This is a genomic window from Microbispora sp. H10949, from assembly GCF_014161435.1.
Classification (GTDB): domain Bacteria; phylum Actinomycetota; class Actinomycetes; order Streptosporangiales; family Streptosporangiaceae; genus Microbispora; species Microbispora triticiradicis.
Genome location: NZ_JABBWZ010000009.1, coordinates 1 through 17,833, shown reverse-complemented (window position 1 = coordinate 17,833; position 17,833 = coordinate 1). Strand labels below are relative to the sequence as shown.

Below are 17,833 nucleotides of genomic sequence, written 5' to 3'. Positions count from 1 at the left end.
ATGACGCTGTCCTTGAAGGGGAACGTGATCGCGGAGCCCGCGGTCGCCGGGTGGTACGCCTGGTCGTACCTGCTGCCGCCGCACACGCTCGCCAAGTACTGGCAGAACCACTACCGGCCGCTGGTGGAGTCGTACCTGGCCAACCCGCAGGCACACCGGACGGCGCTGAAGCAGGCCCGCTTCCGAGGCGGTCCGTTCGTCCACGAACGGGACGGCTCGTACGAGGCCATCAAGCGGTGGTACGACGCCGCGGCCGAGCGGTACGCGCCGCTGACGGAACTCGCCGCCGCCATCGACGAATTCGAGAAGACGATCCTCCCCGCGCAGACCGGTGCCTCGATGGAGGACGCCTACCAGCGGTTGCCGGAGCCGCTGGCCGGCCGTGTGGAGATGTTCTACGGACGGGACAACCGCACCCCGGACTACCGGTTCATCGAACCTCTCCTGTATTCGTCCCGCTACTTCGACAGCGGCTACCAGCAGGTCAGGTTCTCCGTCGTCCACCAGGACACCCGGGAGTTCGCGCTGACGACCCCCGTGCTGGAGTACGGCCCGGAGCAGGTGCTGGTCACCGTCCCGCTGGACTCCGAGCTGCTCGACGCGGTGTTCCGGGGCGGGCTCACCACCGAGGAGCTGGACCGGGTCGTCGCCGGGCTCGGCCTGGCAGGCGAGCGCGCCGAGGTCTTCCGCACGTTCTTCGAGCAGGACGGGGAGCCGCCGGTCCGTCCGACCGGCGACGTCATCGAGTACGTCGGCCACGCGTGCGTGTACGTCCGTCATCGAGGTGTCTCGTTCCTGGTCGACCCCGTGATCAGCTACGGCGGCTACTCGGGGGGCGCGCCGGGCCGGTTCACCTTCGACGACCTTCCCGAGCACATCGACTACGTGCTGATCACGCACAACCACCAGGACCACATGCTGCTCGAGACCCTGCTGAGGATCAGGAACCGGGTGGGCCGGGTGGTCATCGCGAAATCCTCCCATTCGAGCCTCGTCGACCCGGACCTGCGGCGAATACTCCGCGTGCTGGGTTTCCACGACGTCGTCGAGCTGGACGACCTCGAAACGCTGGAGACGCCCGGTGGGACGATCACCGCTCTGCCGTTCCTCGGCGAGCACGGCGACATCAGGATCCGCACCAAGTCCGGCTGGCTGCTGGACCTCGACGGCAGCCGGGTCCTGTTCGCCGCGGACTCCACCAACATCTCGCCGCAGCTCTATCCGCAGGTCGCCGCGGCGGTGGGCAAGGTGGACACGGTGTTCATCGGGATGGAGAGCGTCGGCGCCCCGGTCAGCTGGCTCTACGGGCCGCTGTTCCCCGAGCGGCTGGAACGCAGGATCGACGCGGGGCGGCGGTTGCGGGGCAGCAACTTCGAACAGGCGGCGGCGATAGTCGACGCGCTGGGGGCGTCCAGGGTCTACGTGTACGCCATGGGCCAGGAGCCCTGGCTGGGCGCGGTGATGTGCGTGGACTACGACGAAAGCCACCCCGCGATGGTCGACAGCGGCAAACTCGTCGACTACGTCAACGCGCTCGGTGGCACGGCCAAGCACCTCTACCTGCGCGAGTCGCTCAGGTTGCGGTCATGACCACCGGAGGACACGTCATCTGCGTCGGGTTCCACGCCGCCGAGGCGCACGCGGTGGACTTCGACCTCCACACCGTGACGGCGGTGATGTCGAGGGGGAGCGCGGCCCGCCTCCCCGCGGAGGTGGCGGGCCGGTTCGCGCGGATCGCACCGCTGGACCTGGACTCCCGGGACCTGGACGCGTACGACCGCGCCTCCGGCCGCATCTGCGAACTCGCCCGCGAACTGGCCGGCGAGTTCGGCCCGCCCGCCGGCGTCATCGGGCTCTACGAACACACCACGCTGCCCGCGGCGCGCCTGCGCGAGCACCTCGGCGTCGGCGGCACGAGCCCGCGGACCGCGCGGCTGTGCCGGGACAAGGTGGGGATGAAGCGGGTGCTGGCCCAGGCCGGGGTGCGGGTGCCGCGCTTCCTGCCGCTCGGTCCGGACACCCCCCGCGAGGACCTCGCGCGCTTCGCCCGCCAGGTGCCCGGCCGGATCGTGGTGAAGCCGCGGAGCCAGGCCGCGAGCCTCGGCGTACGGATTCTTGAGGGCGCCGGGGAACTGCTCGCGCTCGCCGAGGCCGGCGGCATCGGCGAGCGGTACGAGGCCGAGGAGTTCGTCGAGGGCTCGGTGTTCCACCTCGACGGTGTCGTCCGCGACGGCGTGGTCCGCTGGTTGTGCCCGTCCAGGTACGTCACCACCGCCTTCGCGTTCCAGCACGAGCGCAAGCCGATGATCTCGGTGGTGCTGGACGACCGGGCGCTGGCGACGCGGATGTTCACTTTCGCCGAGACGGTCCTCCGGACCCTCGGGCTCACCGACAGCGTCTTCCATCTGGAGCTGTTCCACACCCCCGACGACGAGATCGTGTTCCTGGAGATCGGCAACCGGTTCGGCGGCGCCGGCGTCCCGGTCCACCACCGCACCAGCTACGGCGTGGACCTGCCCCGGGAGGCCGTGCTGGCGTGCACCGGCGGGCCGTCGGAGCTGGCGGGACCGCCGGAGACGCACCGCCACCCAGGCCTGCCGGCGTCCGGATGGATGTTCGTGCCGCTGGACGAGGCCCGGAGATGCCGGGTCGTCGAGGTCCGCGGGCTCGGCGACCTGCCCGGCTCGGTGGCGTGGTCCGCCGTCCCCGCGGTGGGCGACGTGCTCGACGGGTCCTCGGACGTGTGGAACACCGCCGGCAGGTTCGTCGTACTCGGCGAGTCGGCCGCGGCGGTGGAGAACGACATGAAGAAGATCGCCGCGACCTACTCGGTCAGCGTGACGGGAGACTGACATGAACACCAGGCGGTTGGGAACCTATCTGGGCGTCGCCGTCGACGGGTACCGGCTGGATCCGGCCGATCCGGAACTCGGCGCCTTTGTGGACGAGCTGCTCCGGCGGCACAAGGTCGTGGTTTTCAAGCAGCAGCACCTCGACCGGCACGCCTTCGCGAAAGTGGCCAGGCGGATCGGCCGGCCGGAGGCGCATCCGTTCATCTCCGAGGACGATCCGGTGGTCCATGGGATCTCGCCGTTTCAGCCCTATCACGAATATCCGGAGATCACCGGCATCTATCACGACGAGAAGCACACGGGGAATCTCAACGTCTGGCACAGCGACCTGTACTGGCGCAGGGTGCCTCCGGGCCGCCTGATCCTGCGGGCGGTGCAGATCCCGCCGTGGGGTGGCGACACCTGCTGGGCGGACATGGGCGCGGCCTACCGATCGTTGTCCGATGAGTTGCGATCGGAACTGGACGAGTTGCGGGTGGTCCACGACTGGATGCGGATCTATTCCTCCGCCTTCGCCGACGACGAGACACGCGGCCGGATACGCCAGAAATATCCACCGCAGACGCACCCGCTCGTGTTCACGCATCCGTCTTCGGGGGAGAAGGTGCTGTTCTCCAACAAATCCTCCGCGATCCGCATCGAGGGCCTGGAGGAGCAGGAGAGCCGGCGCATTCTCGACATGGTGCACCTGCTGGCCTGGCGGCCGGAATTCCAGTGCCGCGTCCAGTGGGAGGCAGGAGACGTCGCGATCTGGGACAATCTTCGCGCCCAGCACTATGCTGTATCCGATTACCGCCCGCACATACGAAAGATGGAGCGCATTCTCTTGGAAGGCGAACCCATCCAGTGACGACCCAGGTCATCGTGCTCAACGGTGGATCCAGCGCGGGTAAATCCACGATGGTGCGCCGCCTCAAGGAGATCCTGCCGGACCCGTGGATCAGCTTCGGCGTCGACGACCTGATCGAGCGGCTGCCGCCTTCGATGCTGGAGTCGGAGTCCGGACTGACCTTCGGGCCCAACGGCGAGGTCAACGTCGGCGACGAGTTCATGCGGCTGCAGGACGCCTGGATGCGCGGCATCGCCGCGATGGCCAAAGCCGGGGCACGGATCATCCTCGACGAGGTGTTCCTCGGGGGCGGTGTCTCCCAGGAGCGCACCCGGCGGTACCTCGAAGGCCTCGACGTGCTGTGGGTCGGCGTGCGCTGCGCCCCGGAGATCGCGGCGGAAAGGGAGATCGCACGCGGAGACCGGGTGATCGGAATGGCGGTGTCGCAGGCCGAGGTCGTACACGAGGGCGTCGTCTACGACGTGGAGGTCGACACCGGCCGTGCCGAGTCGCTGGAGTGCGCGCGGGCCGTCATGGCGTACATGTCCGAGGCCGCGCGCGCCGGCACCGTCCGCGCATGAGACGTCACGACGAGAACGACCGCGGATTCGCCAGCGACAACTGCGCGGGCGTGCCCCCCGAGGTGATCGCCGCCGTCGTGGAGGCGAACGGAGGCCACCAGAGGGCCTACGGCAAGGACGTCTACACCGCGCACCTGATCGAGGTGATGCGTGCGCAATTCGGCGAGCAGGCCGAGGTCTTCCCCGTCTTCAACGGCACGGGTGCGAACATCACGGCTCTGACCGGCATGCTTCCCCGATGGGGAGCCGTCATCGCCGCGGACAGCGCACACCTGCACAACAGCGAGAGCGGCGCGCCGGAACGGGTCGGCGGGTTCAAGCTGCTGACCGTCGACGCGCCCGGCGGAAAGCTCACCGTCGAGGCGATCGACCGCGAGGCGTGGGGCTGGGGCAACGAACACCGTGCGCAGCCCCTGGCCGTGAGCATCGCTCAGAGCACCGAACTCGGCACGCTGTACAGCGTCGAGGAGATCCGGGAGATCGCCGACCACGCCCATGCCAAGGGCATGACCGTGCACATGGACGGTGCGCGCGTATCCAATGCGGCGGCCGCCCTGGGTGTCCCGTTGCGGGATTTCACCACGGATGCGGGGGTCGATGTCCTCAGCTTCGGGGGCACCAAGAACGGCATGCTCTTCGGCGAGGCGGTCGTCGTGCTCAGTCCGGGGGCCGTGAGCGGGCTCGCTCACCTGCGCAAGCAGCACATGCAACTGGCCTCGAAGATGCGTTTCGTCAGCGCGCAGTTCATCGCGCTGCTCGACGGCGATCTGCACCTGCGCCTGGCGAGCCGGGCCAACGAGATGGCGGCGCGGCTGCGGGCGGCGCTGGAGGAGCGCCTGGCCGCCGGCGAGATCAGCGGACTCCGCTTCAGCCAGCCGACGCAGACCAACGCCGTGTTCGCCGTCCTGCCCCGGGAGGCGGCGGACCGCATCCGTAAGAGGGTGCGGTTCTACGACTCGGGCCGCCTCCCGGGCGAGGCGCGCTGGATGACCGCGTTCGACACGACCGAGGCCGACGTGGACGCGTTCGTCGAAGTGATCCGCGAGGAGCTGGCCGGCTAGTCACCCTGTCGGGGATCTCGGTCGTGGCCCGCGGTGTCGCCGAGAGGATTGATTGACATGCCTGTGACATGGGGGTCCGCGCGGCAGCAGGTGCTGGTACGCCTGCGTCTGCTGAAGATGCTGCGAGCCGCCGGCCCGTTGCCGGTCGGGGGCCTCGTGGTGGTCACGATCGTCGAGAGCCTGTCGCCCGCGGCCGCCGCCGCGGCTCTCGGGCTCCTGGTCGGCCGCCTCGTGGCGGCCCTGGGCGAGGGTGCCGCCGGCCTCGGCGCGCTGACGCTCCCGGCCGCGGCGCTGGTCGGGGTCATGCTCGTCGGCAACCTGATCGACTCCGCGAAGGAGCCGCTGCACTACCTCGTGGCGTTTCGGCTGGACGGTGCCTACCGGTCCGAGTTGAGCCGCCGCGTCTCGACCGGCCGCACGATCGCCGCGCTGGAACGGCCGTCCGTGCAGGGTCACGTCGAACTCGCCCGTGCCGATCCGCGCAACTGGACGGAACGGACCCCAGGCGCGGGTGCCGTCGCGCTCGTGGTCATGGTCGGCCGTGCCCTCACGCTGGCCAGTACGTCCGTCGTTCTCGCCGTCTGCGCGTGGTGGCTCGTCCCGCTGCTCGTGCTTCCGGCGATCGCGGTGCAGTGGCTGAGCAGTCGTGACATCGACCGATGGTTCGTCCTGTGGCGGGGCGGTCAGACCGAGTACCACCGCCGCCGGGTGTGGAGTGACGCGAACCTCGACGCCGGACCGGCGAAGGAAGTGCGCATCTTCGGCCTCGGCGAGCACGTCGTGCGGCGCCAGCTGCACCACACGCGCGAGCAGTACGCGCCGGTCTGGGCTCATCAGCGCGCATCGCTGACCCGGCACCGGCTGCTGGCGCCGATGGTCGTCGGTCCGCTGGCGGCCGCGATGGTCTCGGCGGCGTACCTGGCCGCGACCGGGCGTGTGTCGCTGGCGGCCGGCACCGCGGCGATATCGGCGAGCGCGGTGATCTACCGCACCTTCTGGGGTGACCCGCGGGATGTGCTCGGCGCCGTCAGCGCGCTCAACGCCTCCGACCGCCTGCGCGAGGCGCTTGACGTGCCGCCGGCCTCCGTACCCCCAGCGGCTTCCGACGCTGCAGGCGCTTCGGGCGCTTCGGGCGCTTCGGACGCGGGAGCGCCGGGGCGGACGGCGCAGCGGGTGGGCACGGAGCCGCAGGCTCGCACGGTGCGGTTCGAGGAGGTCAGCTTCACCTATCCCGGCAGCGACCGCGCCGTCATCGACAGACTGGACCTGGAGATCCGGCCGGGGGAGCTGCTCGCGGTGGTCGGTCTCAACGGCGCCGGGAAGTCGACGCTCGTCAAACTCCTGGCCGGCCTCTACGAGCCGACCGGCGGCCGGATCACCTATGACGGCGCCGACATCCGCGACATCGGCCTCGACAGGTGGCGGCGGCATCTGTCGGTCGTCTTCCAGGACTTCGTCCGCTACCACCTGTCGGTCGCGGACAACGTGGCGCTGGGCAGTTCGCGTGTCCCGCCGGACCGCCACGCCGTGGAGGCCGCCGGCCTGGCCGCGGGGCTGGACGCGGTGGTGGACCGCCTCCCCCTGGGGTGGGACACCCCGCTCGCCCGGACCCGCCGGGGCGGAGTGGACCTGTCAGGCGGGCAGTGGCAGCAGGTGGGGCTCGCCCGCGCCCTCTACGCCATGCGTACGGGAGCGCGCGTCCTGGTTCTGGACGAGCCGACCGCCCACCTCGACGTGCAGACCGAGTTCGAGGTCTTCGACCGGTTGGCCACGTACCGGGGTGACGCCGCCGTGGTGCTCATCTCGCACCGCCTCTCCACGGTGCGGCAGGCGGACCGGATCGTGCTGATAGACCGCGGACGGGTCACCGAGTCCGGCAGCCACGCGCAGTTGATGGCGGCCGACGGGGTCTACGCGAACCTGTTCAACATCCAGGCGGAGCGATTCCGGCAGGGCTACAACGACTGCGCCGAGGACGGTGAGATCTCGTGAGCTCGCGCCGATGGAGTTCCGTACGGCTGTGGGGTGAGTTGTTCGCCCTCTCGTGGCGAGCCGACCGACCGCAGGTCGTCATGCTGCTGGGCCTCAAACTCGTCTCGGCGTGCACCACCGCCGCGCTGGCGCTGTCCACCCGCGCGGTCATCGACCAGGCTCTCGCCGGGCACTCGACGGAGGCCATGGTCATGGCCGGCTGCGCCGCCCTCGCGGCCGCGGCGACGGTGCTCGGCCCGAGCCTGGAGACCCACCTGTCCGTGATCGTCGCGGATTCCGTGGCGCAGCTGCACCTGGAACCGAGGATCCAGCGCTTCCTGGCGTCGGTGGAGACGCTCGAACACCTGGAGCACAGCGACTTCCTCGACCGGGTGACCGTGCTCGACCACGCGTCGTGGAAGCTCACGCACGGGCTGTGGAGCGTGATCGACGTCGTGTTCGCCGGGCTGCGCCTGCTCCTTCTCATGCTGCTGCTCGGTACGGTCAGCCCTGTCCTGCTGCCGCTGCTCGTCGCGGCAGGGGTCGCGTTGGCGCTCGACCAGCACGGTCAGCGTGGCGTGGCCCGGGCGGAGACCGATACCGCCGAGTCGTTCCGGCTGCAGCGGCACCTCTTCACGCTGGCCACGCAGGCTGCCACGAGCAAGGAGATCTGGGTCGCCGGCGTCGGCGGAGAGCTCGCCCGGCGGCAGCGAGCCGCGTGGGACGAGGCGGTGGTCCGCCGTACGGCGGCACGGCTGCGTTCGGCCGGATGGCGACTGGGCGGCTGGCTCATGTTCAGCCTCTGCTTCACCGCCGGACTCGTCCTCGTCTTGCGTCTCGCCGCGACCGGTCGGGCGAGCGCGGGCGACGTGGTGCTCACCCTCACCGTCGCGGTGGCCCTGCGCGACTCGGTCCAGTCGGCGCTGGTCCGGGCGGGCGTCGCACTCAACGCCGGCACCTACGTCGAGCCATACCTGTGGCTGCGCGACTACGTCGCGCGGCACCGGCAGACCGGGCAGCGGCTGCCGGCGCCCGCTGTTCTGCGCGACGGCATCGCCTTCGAGGGCGTGACCTTCACCTACCCGGGCACGGTTCGCCCGGTGCTGGACGACGTGAGCTTCCACCTCGCGGCCGGTTCGGTGGTGGCGATCGTCGGCGAGTTCGGCTCCGGCAAGACGTCGCTGGTGAAGCTGCTGACCAAGTTCTACACCCCGGACGCCGGCACGATCCGGGTCGACGGCACCGATCTGTCCGACCTGGACACCGAGGAGTGGCGGTCGCGGTGCAGTGCGGCCTTCCAGGACTTCGGGAGGTTCCGCATCCGGTTCGCCGAGACGGTCGGGCTCGGCGACCTGCCCCACGCCGATGCCGCCGGGCGCCTGGCCGACGCCGTTGCGGCCGCGGACGCGGACGGGCTCGTCAGGCGCCTGCCGAACGGGATGGACACGCAGCTCGGCCGGCTCTTCGGAGGCGTCGAACTCTCCGGGGGCCAATGGCAGAAGACCGCGCTCGCGCGCGCGTCGATGCGTCAGGGCCCCCTGCTGTTCGTCCTCGACGAGCCGACCGCCTCGCTGGACGCGCCGAGCGAGGGCGCCATCCTGGAGCGGTACATGGTCCGCGCGCGGGAGCTGGCCGCGCGGACGGGAGCCGTCACCGTGATCGTCTCGCACCGGTTCTCCACGATCGCCGGAGCGGACCAGATCCTGGTCTTCGGCGCAGGCCGGATCATGGAGGCCGGTACGCACGCCGAACTCCTCGCGCTCGGCGGGCGCTACGCCGATCTCTACGGCATCCAGGCCAGGGCGTACACGGCGAACTGAGCGGTTCTGCCGCGTCAACGGTCCCGTACCGCAACCCGGGAGCGGCCCATGACGGCGCGGCGTGCGCAGGCGCGGTGCTCACGTGGCGCGGCCCGAGCTCCGCGTCAGGCGTTACCCGCGACGTTCTGGATCGCACTGGCGAGGCGCGCGAGATCGACGCCTTCGAGGTGGTCGAGAAAGTGCCGGCGCACGCTGGCCAGGTTGCTCGGCCACGCCTGTTCCAGGCGGGCGAGGCCGGCGTCGGTGAGGACGGCGTTGAACCCGCGGGCGTCGTCGTCGCACCTGACCCGTTCGACCAGGCCCTGCCGCTCCAGGACGGTGACGATGCGGGTCATCCCGCTCAGGGAGAGCTCGCAGGCGACCGCGAGCTCACCCATCCTCATCCGCCGCTGCGGCGCCTCCGACAACCGCATCAGGGCGGTCCACTCGATGAGCGGCAACTGCTGTTCGCGCACCATGTCGGCGTCGATGGCGCGGGGCAGCGCATAGATCAGGCGGGGGAGCGCGCGGACCAACGCGTCCTCGTCGGCGGTCAGCGGCCGCACCGGCCGCGATGTAGTCATGGTCACATTCTACTTGCTTCACGAACGAAGTACCCATACTCTTCCTTCGCGAAGCAAGTATTTCTCGCTGGAAGTGGAGATCGTCATGACCAGAATCGGGATCATCCTCGGCAGCACCCGCCCCGGCCGCAACGGGGAGGCCGTCGCCCGCTGGGTGCACCAGGTCGCCGCGCAGCGGACCGACGCGGAGTTCGAGCTCGTCGACCTGCTCGACTACAAACTCCCGCACCTCGACGAGGCGCTGCCGCCGTCGCTGGGCCAGTACACGCAGCCGCACACGATCGCGTGGGCCGGCAAGATCGCCTCGTTCGACGGGTTCGTCATGGTGACGCCGGAATACAACCACTCGACGTCGGGGGCGCTGAAGAACGCCATCGACTTCCTGTACGGCGAGTGGAACAACAAAGCCGTCGGTTTCGTCAGCTACGGCTCGGTCGGCGGCACCCGTGCGGTGGAACACCTGCGCCTGATCGCCGGTGAGCTCCAGATGGCCGACGTACGGGCCCAGGTGGCGCTGTCGCTCTTCACCGACTTCAAGGATTTCAGCGTGTTCACGCCCAACGAGTTCCAGCTTCAGTCGCTCACCGCAATGTTGGACCAGGTCGTGGCGTGGAGCACGGCGCTCGCGCCGATGCGCGCCCGGTGAGTTCGTACGGAACACGGGGATCAGGAGGAACTCGATGGGAACGCTTGACGGCAAGGTGGTGCTGATCACCGGCACCGCCGGAGGTCAGGGCCGGGCCGCGTCGCTGGTCTTCGCGCGAGAAGGCGCGAAGGTCGTCGGGTGCGACATCCAGGTCGACGCCAACAACGAGACGGTGGAACTCGTCCGTCGCGCCGGAGGCGACATGACGGGCGTCGCGCCCGTCGACCTCACCGATCCGGAACAGGCGCGGCGGCTGGTCGACGAGGCCGTGGCGGCCTATGGCGGGCTCGACGTCGTCTACAACAACGCGGCCATGCCCCGCTTCGGGCCGATGCCCGGTTTCTCGGTCGAGGACTGGCGGGCGACCATCGCCGGCGAACTCGACATTCCTTTCTTCGTGTCGAAGTTCGCCTGGCCGTACCTGGTCCGGCGGGGCGGCGGCGTCATCATCAACGTCGCGTCCATGGCCGGCACGATCGCCGGCGAGGTCCCCCCGATGGTCGCGCACAGCGCGGCGAACGCCGGGGTCATCGGCATGACCCGGCAGTTCGCGCTCGAAGGCGCGCGCCACGGGATCCGCGCGGTGGCGATCAGCCCCGGGCCGGTCCTCACCCCGGCGAGTGACCGCGATCTCGGCGACGACCAGGCCGCCAGGGACGCGATAACCCGCAAGACGCTCCTCAAGCGCTTCGCCCGGCCGGAGGAGATCGTCGAGCTGGCGGCCTTCCTCGCCTCCGACCGGGCGGCGTACATCACGGGCGCCAACTACGCGGCCGACGGCGGCGCGACCGCCTGGTAGCCGGTACGGCTAGCCGGGCGTCCCGTCGCGCTTGTTTCTTCTGGCGAGACGCCCGGCTTGCCCGTCGTGCACATCGCTCACCCACTCCCAGCCGGGCTTGGCCGACGGGCCGACCCGAGGGTCGCCGGGAACATGGGCGTCACGCAAGGCGTGCACGTACGCCCGATCCTGGTCGATCCGTGCGCGTACCTCATCGCCGACCGACCCGTGGCCGGGGACGAGGACGTCGACGTCGCCCGCCACGCCGTCGAGCAGCCGCAGCGCAGCGAGGTAGTCCTCGATCGGGTCGGCGGTGTCGGCGAAGTCGAGCATCGGAATCAGGACGTCAGAGAGCATGTCGCCGGCGACGAGAACCCCGCGTTCTTCGACGAAAAGCGCCGCATGGCCCGGTGCGTGCGCTTGATGCTCGATGATCCGGACCTGAGGGCCGTCCCATGGAATCCGCGCCGTCCCGGCGGGCAGGGCGGTGATCTGGCCGAGCAGGTCCAGCGGCACCCGCTCGGCGATGCCCGTCGGGAGCAGGTGGGCGGTGATGCGCGCCTTCGCATCCGGGTCGGACAGCTGCTTCCGGACAGCGGCCGCGCAGCGGGCCGTGCCGTAACGAGGGGCCGTGCCGAACTGGGCGTGCCAGAGCAGGTGATCCCAGTGAGGATGCGTCGAGAAGCCTGCCACAACGGTCCGGCCCGAACGGGACAGGTCGTTCGCGAGGCAGGCCAGTTCGTGGTCCTGCACCCCGGGGTCGATGAGCAGCACTCCGGTGCGGCCTTGCACGACAACGGCGTTGCTCTGGAGGAACTCGCTCTCGTGGACCAGCACACCGTCCGCGACCTGCCTCAGCACGGTGGCCCCTCCCGCTTGTGATTTGCAACCGCTCGCCGCGACGGTAGTACCGGGTAGTGGCAGATTGCAAGCAGTAGGAGCGAAGCGAACGAGGTCGGGGTGCCCGATCAGCCCCGCCATCGAGGGTGTCTCACGTATGGGCTGCTCCTGCGGCCCGAGAATCTCCTCGACGAACAGCGCGGTGGGCAGGTCGGAATGGATCCGCACCTAACCGCGTGCCGGCGGGTGGCCGTCTGGGCGGCGTCCCCAGGCTGAGATCAGCGGCGCGAGTGTCAGGTCGAGTTCTCCCGCGTGGATGGCGGCCAAGTGCGCGTCGATCTCGGCGTCGTCGGCCAGGCCGGCCGCGAGCAGCTCGCCGCGCACGTGCCGGATGGTCGCCGCCTCCAGCCGGTCGCAGGCCGGCCCGGCGACCGGGAAAGAGCCCGCCGCGGCGACATCCACCAAGCCGGCCTCACGCAGTGCCCGCGGCAGCGTCCGGCCGTAACGCAGGTCCGCGCCGCGGCGCGTCAGCAGTTCCCGGACCGCGTCGCGCAGCCGGTTGGCCCGCCGCTGCGCCGGGCCGCTGTCGTCCAGGCATGCCAGCGGCTGCAGAGCGGTGTCGGCGTCCTCGACCAGCAGCCAGCCGCCGGGCCGCAGTGCCGCCGCCATGTTGGCCAACGCGCGAGCCCGGTCGGGTACATGGACCAGCACGAGCCGGGCGTGCACCAGATCGAACGTCCCCGGCTCCGGGGGCGGATCAGCGGCGACGTCGTGCCGGCGCACCTCGTACCCGTCGCCTGCCTCCAGCCACGACGGGTCGATGTCCGTGGCCAGCACGTGCCCGGTCGGACCGACGGCCGCCGCGAGCGCCTCCGGGATGCTGCGGCCACCGGCCCCCACCTCCCAGCAGCGCGAGCCGGCCCCGACCCCCAGCCGATCGAAGTGCCCCCGCGTCACACCGTCGAACAGCTCGGCCAGCCAAACGAATCGCTCGCCCGCCTCGGCGCGCGCGTTGTCCAGCAGGTACCCCCGGGCGGGCTCTCCGCCGGGCGCGGTAGTCCCGCCTGTCAGATCCGGTCGGCCGCCGACGTGCGGCGGGCGGGGCGAGGAGGTCATCACCACATGGTCACCTCCCCAGACCGCCAGCACCACGACACTGGGAGAGGGATATCTCACACAGCCGGCGAACCCCGCACGTCCTGCAGCACGGTTCTGCACCGCGACGCGCCGGAAGGGGTAGTGACGTGCCCCCAGAGCACAACGATCCGTTCTGGAAGGGCTGGCAAAGCGGCTGCCATCCTGAACGAGGTAGCTGTCCTCGGTGCATTGACCATGACTTGGCAGTGTCGGACGGCGTCGGGGAGGCGCTGGGCCTTACGCCTTTTGAACACCCGCAGCGTTAGGGATAGTCCGCATGACGAACCGAACATCGTTGGCGGCACTGACGCTGGCCCTGACGGCGCTGGGGGCGCAGCCTTCCGCGGCGGGCGCCACCACCGTCTCCAGCCCAAGCGTGTCGTGGAAGTCCTGCCCCACCTACTCCGACGAGGTGATTCGGAGCCTGGGCGTGACGCAGGATCACGTCGCGAACTTCCGTACCCTGATGAAACGCCTGGAGTGCGGGACGGTCAGCGCGCCGCTGAACCACGATGACCCCGGTGGGCCGAAGATCGACATCGCTGTGACCCGGCTGGCCGCCTCGGACGAGGACCACCGGCTGGGCACTGTCGCCATCCTGCCGGGAGGGCCGGGCGGCAGTGGATATCTGGACCCGATCCTGCGGGCCGCGCTCAGAAACGATGAGATGGCCGAGCTGAACGAGCGGTACGACATCATCGGCTTCGACCCCCGCGGGGTCGGGTACAGCACCAAGGTCATCTGCGAGCCCGGCCCGAGAGGCCCGGACAAGCCGGGCCCGCTGACCAAGGAGTCGGCCAGGAAGATCTACGACGCCCAAGTCGCGGCCAACCTGAAGTGCGCGAACTCCGACCCGGACTTCCTCCGGCAGCTCACCACCGACACCGTGGCCAGGGACCTGGACCGGGTACGGACCGCACTGGGCGACCGCACGCTCAACCTGCTCGGTTTCTCCTGGGGCACCTATCTGGGCGCTGCGTACCGGAGCCTGTTCCCCATGCACACCGGACGGGTCTTCCTGGACAGCCCAGCGCCGCCGTGGACCCGTTTCGACAGGCACATCGAGGAGAGCGCGGCGGCGGTCGAGCGCAACTTCGGCCGCATGGCCACCTGGCTGGCACGCCGTGAGGCGATCTACGGTTTGGGCACCACCGCCACGCAGGTGCGTGAGCAGGTGGTGAAGCTCGTCACCACGTACGACAAGAATCCCAAGACCTATACCGACCTGCCGCAGCCGATCGATGGCTCGGCCGTCGCGAACCTGGCCGGGCGCAACTCGACGGAGTGGGCACGCGCGGGCAAGGCCCTCTCCGAGCTGCGGACGGCGAATGCCACTACCGCCCCGCCCACCGTCAAGGAGCTGCTCGGCGCCCAGATGAGAGCACCTCTGCCCGGCACGCCCGAAATGACGAACATGACCATGAACTGGGCGGTCACGTGCAACGAGGACGGCAGCCGACCGAGTTTTGACACCGCCTGGCATGACTACCAGCGGCTCCAGAAGCGCCTTCCGGCGACCGGCCGCTCTTGGGGCACGACCGCGCTGTGCTCCGGCTGGCCGCTGCCGGTGCGGCAGGCCACGCTGAAGCGGAACGGCGGATCGCTGGTGCTGGCCGCGCACCTGTACGAGTACATGTCCGTCTACGACTGGGCGCTGCAAACCCGCCGCGTCATCGGTGGCACCGTCTACAAGGTGGCCGACGACGTGCACGTCTCGACCACTAAGGTGCCTGAGTGCGCCGCCGAGGTGGTGAAGTACTTCGAGACGGGCCGGATCGACGCGGGCTGCCCGGGCCTCAAGCCCGCGAGCTGACCCTCGGCCTGAGCATGGAAACAAGCGAGCGCCCCCACCCACCTCCACGAACGCACCGAAACCAGTACGAACCGCAGCAGCAGAGATTGTCAGGCACCCTCCAAACCCAAGTATCCCTGGCCAGCAAACCCAAGTACCCCCTGGCCAGGGGCAGGTTCGTTGGATTCTGCTCCCTTGCTACCGGGACCCCTTCGGGACTTCGGGCCCGATCAACGCGCCGACACCGCCCTCCCACTCAAGCTTCTGCGCGAGGGTGTCAACGGGCATACGCGATCCACCCTGAACGGCTCGGGATCACCCTGGACTGCAACCCGGCGTCACAGCTGTGGAGCTACTCCGACGGCGCGAGCTACCGATATAGGTCAAAATCATGCCCATGACGGGAGAAACCCTGAACGGCTTCGGTGAGCTCGTGGACGCCGCAATTGAACGGCGCGCCATGGAGGTGACCGCGTTACACGAGGCGGGAGAGTTACTGAGCAAGGTGATCCAAGCGGCCGCCATCGTGGCTGATCATCTGCGAGCCGAGGTCGCAGTCTTGCCGAAGCGGCATGTCCTGAGCGATGACACCGGGGATGACCCGGGGGCTCGGCTTGCCGAGGCTGGTGAGCGTCTGAGGAGGATCACGGGTCTTTTGCAGGACGCCGACCTGCATGCTCGTCGGTCCGGCGCTGCGCTGCGACACATCAACGTGCAGGCGGGTTCTGACGAGAGTGAAGACTGAATAGGAGTCTCGCCGGGGACTCGAACGCTGTGGATTACCAGAAACGATTCGATCAAGCTCTGTCGGCTCAGACCTGGAGATGTAGTGTCCGTAGACGTTCGCCAAAGTCCGCTCTCGCCCGGCCCCTTGGCTGTACAGCCAAGGCATTCCACAATCGGCACGCTATGGACAGCGAAGCCACATGACCATGCTGGGCGCCCCGTCGATCGGTCCATGGCACTCTCCGGGGACGAGGGCGGTCAGACCGTTGTCCGCCTGGAAGGAACCGCTGACGCCTGGCCCGTTCAGCATGGCGTGTCCCTCGGCAAGCGTGAGGCGGACGCTACCAAGTCGTAGGTGGATCGCTATAAGCCGCCTACAACTAGGGCAAAACCTATTAGAGCGAGACCTGTGCCCCTTGAGAGGGTGACCTGGCCCGTCAGCAGGCGGCGCGTTCGTTGATTGAGGGGCATGGGCGAACAGTAGGCGAAAAAGGCGAACTCTGCCGACATACTCGCACTACTTCATCTGTCCGATCGTCCCGTCTGTCACCCATAACCCCCGGAACGGCCGCTTACCGCAACCCGGCCATCCGATGGGCCGGGGCTGAGGAACGAAGTCCCGGACCTTCGATCGCCCCCCAACCCCGTCAGATGGCCGGCCACTGCATGGCGATCGTCGTGCTGCACTTGGGCGGCGGCGCATGCCCCGGAGCCCCCAGGGCCCGCTTACCCTCGACCGGGATCGGGATTTCGCCACCCGGTGGATGCGCCGCCCGCAGACCGGTGTCGTGCGAGTCAGGCAGCACGGGCGGGCCCCGCCGATCGGTGCCGTCCGGGTCCGGCGGGCTGAAAGTTGCATCCGCGACCTGCATCTTCGCGACCCGCCCGGTCGCGTTGGCGACAGGCCGCGACACCCACTTCTACCGTCTGTGTAGCGCGTCGATCGGTATGCAGGCCCCGCCCCGCCTCCTGGCCGCCAGGGAGTCACCATGCAACGGCGAGTCATCTCCATCGTTCTCGCGGCGCTCACCGCACTGGCCGGGCTGGTGGTGACCACGCCCGCGTTCGCGGCGACGGCTCCCGCACGGATCACGCGCTTCGCCGACACCACCCCGCCGACGGTTCCCACCGGGCTGAGCAGCACGGTCGGATGCAACCCCCTGTCGGTGACGCTGAACTGGACCGCCTCCACCGACAATGTGGGGGTCACCGGCTACGACGTGTACGGCGCGCCCTACAGCGGCGGCACGTTCGTCCCGGTCGGGACGACCTCGGCGACCTCGTACACCCAGCCCATCATGGGGCTGTATTTTTACGAGGTGCGGGCACGCGACGCGGCCGGCAACACCTCCGCCTTCACCGAGCCGGTTCGGGTCGTGCTGCCCCCCTGCCCGACGATGACGCCGGAGCCGCAGCCGCCCACGACGCCAGGTACGCCGACCGCGACCGTCACCTGCGGCTCGGTGACGCTGATCTGGACCGCCTCGACGGACAACGTGGGCGTCATCGGATACGAGATCTGGCGTGCGCCCGGCGCCACCGGCGGCACGTTCGCCCTGGCCGGCACCACGACGACCACGTCGTTCACCCAGTCCGGTGTGGGGGTCTACCGCTTCCAGGTGCGGGCGCGTGACGCGACGGGCAACTACTCCGCCTTCACCTCACCGGTCACCGTCTACGTCCCGGCCTGCCCGACCAGGGGCTGTACGGCCGTGTACAGCCCGGCCGGCGACTGGCCCGGCGCGTTCCAGGGGAAGGTGGTCGTGACCAACACCGGCACCACCGCGACCACCGGTTGGACGGTCACCCTCACCTTCCCCGGCGGCCAGCAGATCACCCGGGTCTGGAACGCCAGCCTCAACGACTTCGCCAACCCGTACACGATCACGAACGCGAGCTACAACGGAGCGCTGGCCCCCAACGCCTCCACCACCTTCGGCCTCCAGGGCACCACCACCAGCGGCGCCGACAACACCCCCATCACCGCCTGCATCCGCACCCCTTCCAGCTAGTGCGCTGTCCGGCGAAGGTTCACCGGCTCCGGCGCCGTAACAGGCGCCGGCGTCGCCGTACCACGACCCGCCGCCCCGGCGCCGGCCCCTAGAAGGCCAGGGTCTGTCCAATCAACGGTGTAACTCGGTCTTGATTGGTTCTATCGGGCGGTTGGGGTCAGGCGGCCTTCGAAGGTGATGGCGAAGGCGTTGAGGGCGGCCTTCCATCGGGTCACCCAGCGTTTG

The 17,833-nt window shown here is 69.5% G+C and carries 15 protein-coding genes; 12 read left to right on the top strand and 3 right to left on the bottom strand.

Going from position 1 to position 17,833, the window contains the following annotated elements; translation table 11 throughout:
• Genes HHX40_RS23130 through HHX40_RS23100 form a run of 7 tightly spaced genes read left to right on the top strand, consistent with a single transcriptional unit; the run spans position 1 to position 9,114 of the window.
• A complete protein-coding gene (locus tag HHX40_RS23130) occupies positions 1-1,590 on the top strand; it encodes an MBL fold metallo-hydrolase (RefSeq protein ID WP_182882298.1) in 1,590 nt (529 codons plus the stop codon).
• Positions 1,587-2,852: an ATP-grasp domain-containing protein gene (locus HHX40_RS23125; RefSeq protein WP_182882297.1), complete on the top strand. Its 1,266-nt coding sequence runs from the start codon at positions 1,587-1,589 to the stop codon at positions 2,850-2,852. The genes HHX40_RS23130 and HHX40_RS23125 overlap by 4 nt, the downstream gene beginning before the upstream one ends.
• 1 nt (position 2,853) lies before the next feature.
• Positions 2,854-3,702, top strand: a complete 849-nt coding sequence (locus HHX40_RS23120) for a TauD/TfdA dioxygenase family protein (RefSeq protein WP_182882296.1) — start codon at positions 2,854-2,856, stop codon at positions 3,700-3,702.
• Entirely contained in the window at positions 3,699-4,262 is a 564-nt protein-coding gene (gene cpt / locus HHX40_RS23115; protein ID WP_182882295.1) for a chloramphenicol phosphotransferase CPT, read from the top strand. The genes HHX40_RS23120 and cpt overlap by 4 nt, the downstream gene beginning before the upstream one ends.
• Complete coding sequence (locus HHX40_RS23110; RefSeq protein ID WP_182882294.1) at positions 4,259-5,323, top strand: threonine aldolase family protein; 1,065 nt, start codon at positions 4,259-4,261, stop codon at positions 5,321-5,323. The genes cpt and HHX40_RS23110 overlap by 4 nt, the downstream gene beginning before the upstream one ends.
• A 57-nt stretch (positions 5,324-5,380) precedes the next feature.
• Positions 5,381-7,315 (top strand): ABC transporter ATP-binding protein, encoded by a 1,935-nt coding sequence (locus HHX40_RS23105; RefSeq protein WP_182882293.1) that lies wholly within the window; start codon positions 5,381-5,383, stop codon positions 7,313-7,315.
• On the top strand, positions 7,312-9,114 hold the full coding sequence (locus tag HHX40_RS23100) for an ABC transporter ATP-binding protein (RefSeq protein WP_310738239.1): 1,803 nt from the start codon (positions 7,312-7,314) through the stop codon (positions 9,112-9,114). The genes HHX40_RS23105 and HHX40_RS23100 overlap by 4 nt, the downstream gene beginning before the upstream one ends.
• 104 nt (positions 9,115-9,218) lie before the next feature.
• Here HHX40_RS23100 and HHX40_RS23095 read toward each other — a convergent pair whose 3' ends face one another.
• A complete protein-coding gene (locus tag HHX40_RS23095) occupies positions 9,219-9,677 on the bottom strand; it encodes a MarR family winged helix-turn-helix transcriptional regulator (protein WP_182882292.1) in 459 nt (152 codons plus the stop codon).
• Between the two features lie 85 nt (positions 9,678-9,762).
• On the opposite strand from HHX40_RS23095, the gene HHX40_RS23090 reads away from it, so the two are divergent.
• Positions 9,763-10,323, top strand: a complete 561-nt coding sequence (locus HHX40_RS23090; RefSeq protein ID WP_182875033.1) for an NADPH-dependent FMN reductase — start codon at positions 9,763-9,765, stop codon at positions 10,321-10,323.
• A gap of 34 nt (positions 10,324-10,357) precedes the next feature.
• The gene (locus HHX40_RS23085) at positions 10,358-11,122 is read left to right on the top strand and encodes an SDR family NAD(P)-dependent oxidoreductase (RefSeq protein WP_182882291.1); all 765 of its coding nucleotides are present in this window, start codon (positions 10,358-10,360) and stop codon (positions 11,120-11,122) included.
• A 9-nt stretch (positions 11,123-11,131) separates the two neighbouring features.
• On the opposite strand, the gene HHX40_RS23080 is transcribed toward HHX40_RS23085, so the two are convergent.
• Both HHX40_RS23080 and HHX40_RS23075 read right to left on the bottom strand, forming a co-directional pair.
• Positions 11,132-12,169, bottom strand: a complete 1,038-nt coding sequence (locus HHX40_RS23080; protein ID WP_310738238.1) for an MBL fold metallo-hydrolase — start codon at positions 12,167-12,169, stop codon at positions 11,132-11,134.
• The gene (locus HHX40_RS23075) at positions 12,170-13,057 is read right to left on the bottom strand and encodes a methyltransferase domain-containing protein (protein ID WP_182882290.1); all 888 of its coding nucleotides are present in this window, start codon (positions 13,055-13,057) and stop codon (positions 12,170-12,172) included.
• Between the two features lie 298 nt (positions 13,058-13,355).
• Here HHX40_RS23075 and HHX40_RS23070 point away from each other — a divergent pair, with 298 nt between their 5' ends.
• The 3 genes from HHX40_RS23070 (at position 13,356) to HHX40_RS23060 (ending at position 17,608) form a co-directional block, all read left to right on the top strand.
• Positions 13,356-14,891 (top strand): alpha/beta fold hydrolase, encoded by a 1,536-nt coding sequence (locus HHX40_RS23070; protein ID WP_182882289.1) that lies wholly within the window; start codon positions 13,356-13,358, stop codon positions 14,889-14,891.
• Positions 14,892-15,267: 376 nt separating this feature from the next.
• Positions 15,268-15,615, top strand: a complete 348-nt coding sequence (locus tag HHX40_RS23065) for a hypothetical protein (protein WP_182882288.1) — start codon at positions 15,268-15,270, stop codon at positions 15,613-15,615.
• A 970-nt stretch (positions 15,616-16,585) separates the two neighbouring features.
• Positions 16,586-17,608: a cellulose binding domain-containing protein gene (locus HHX40_RS23060; RefSeq protein WP_182882287.1), complete on the top strand. Its 1,023-nt coding sequence runs from the start codon at positions 16,586-16,588 to the stop codon at positions 17,606-17,608.
• Positions 17,609-17,833 lie beyond the last annotated feature (225 nt).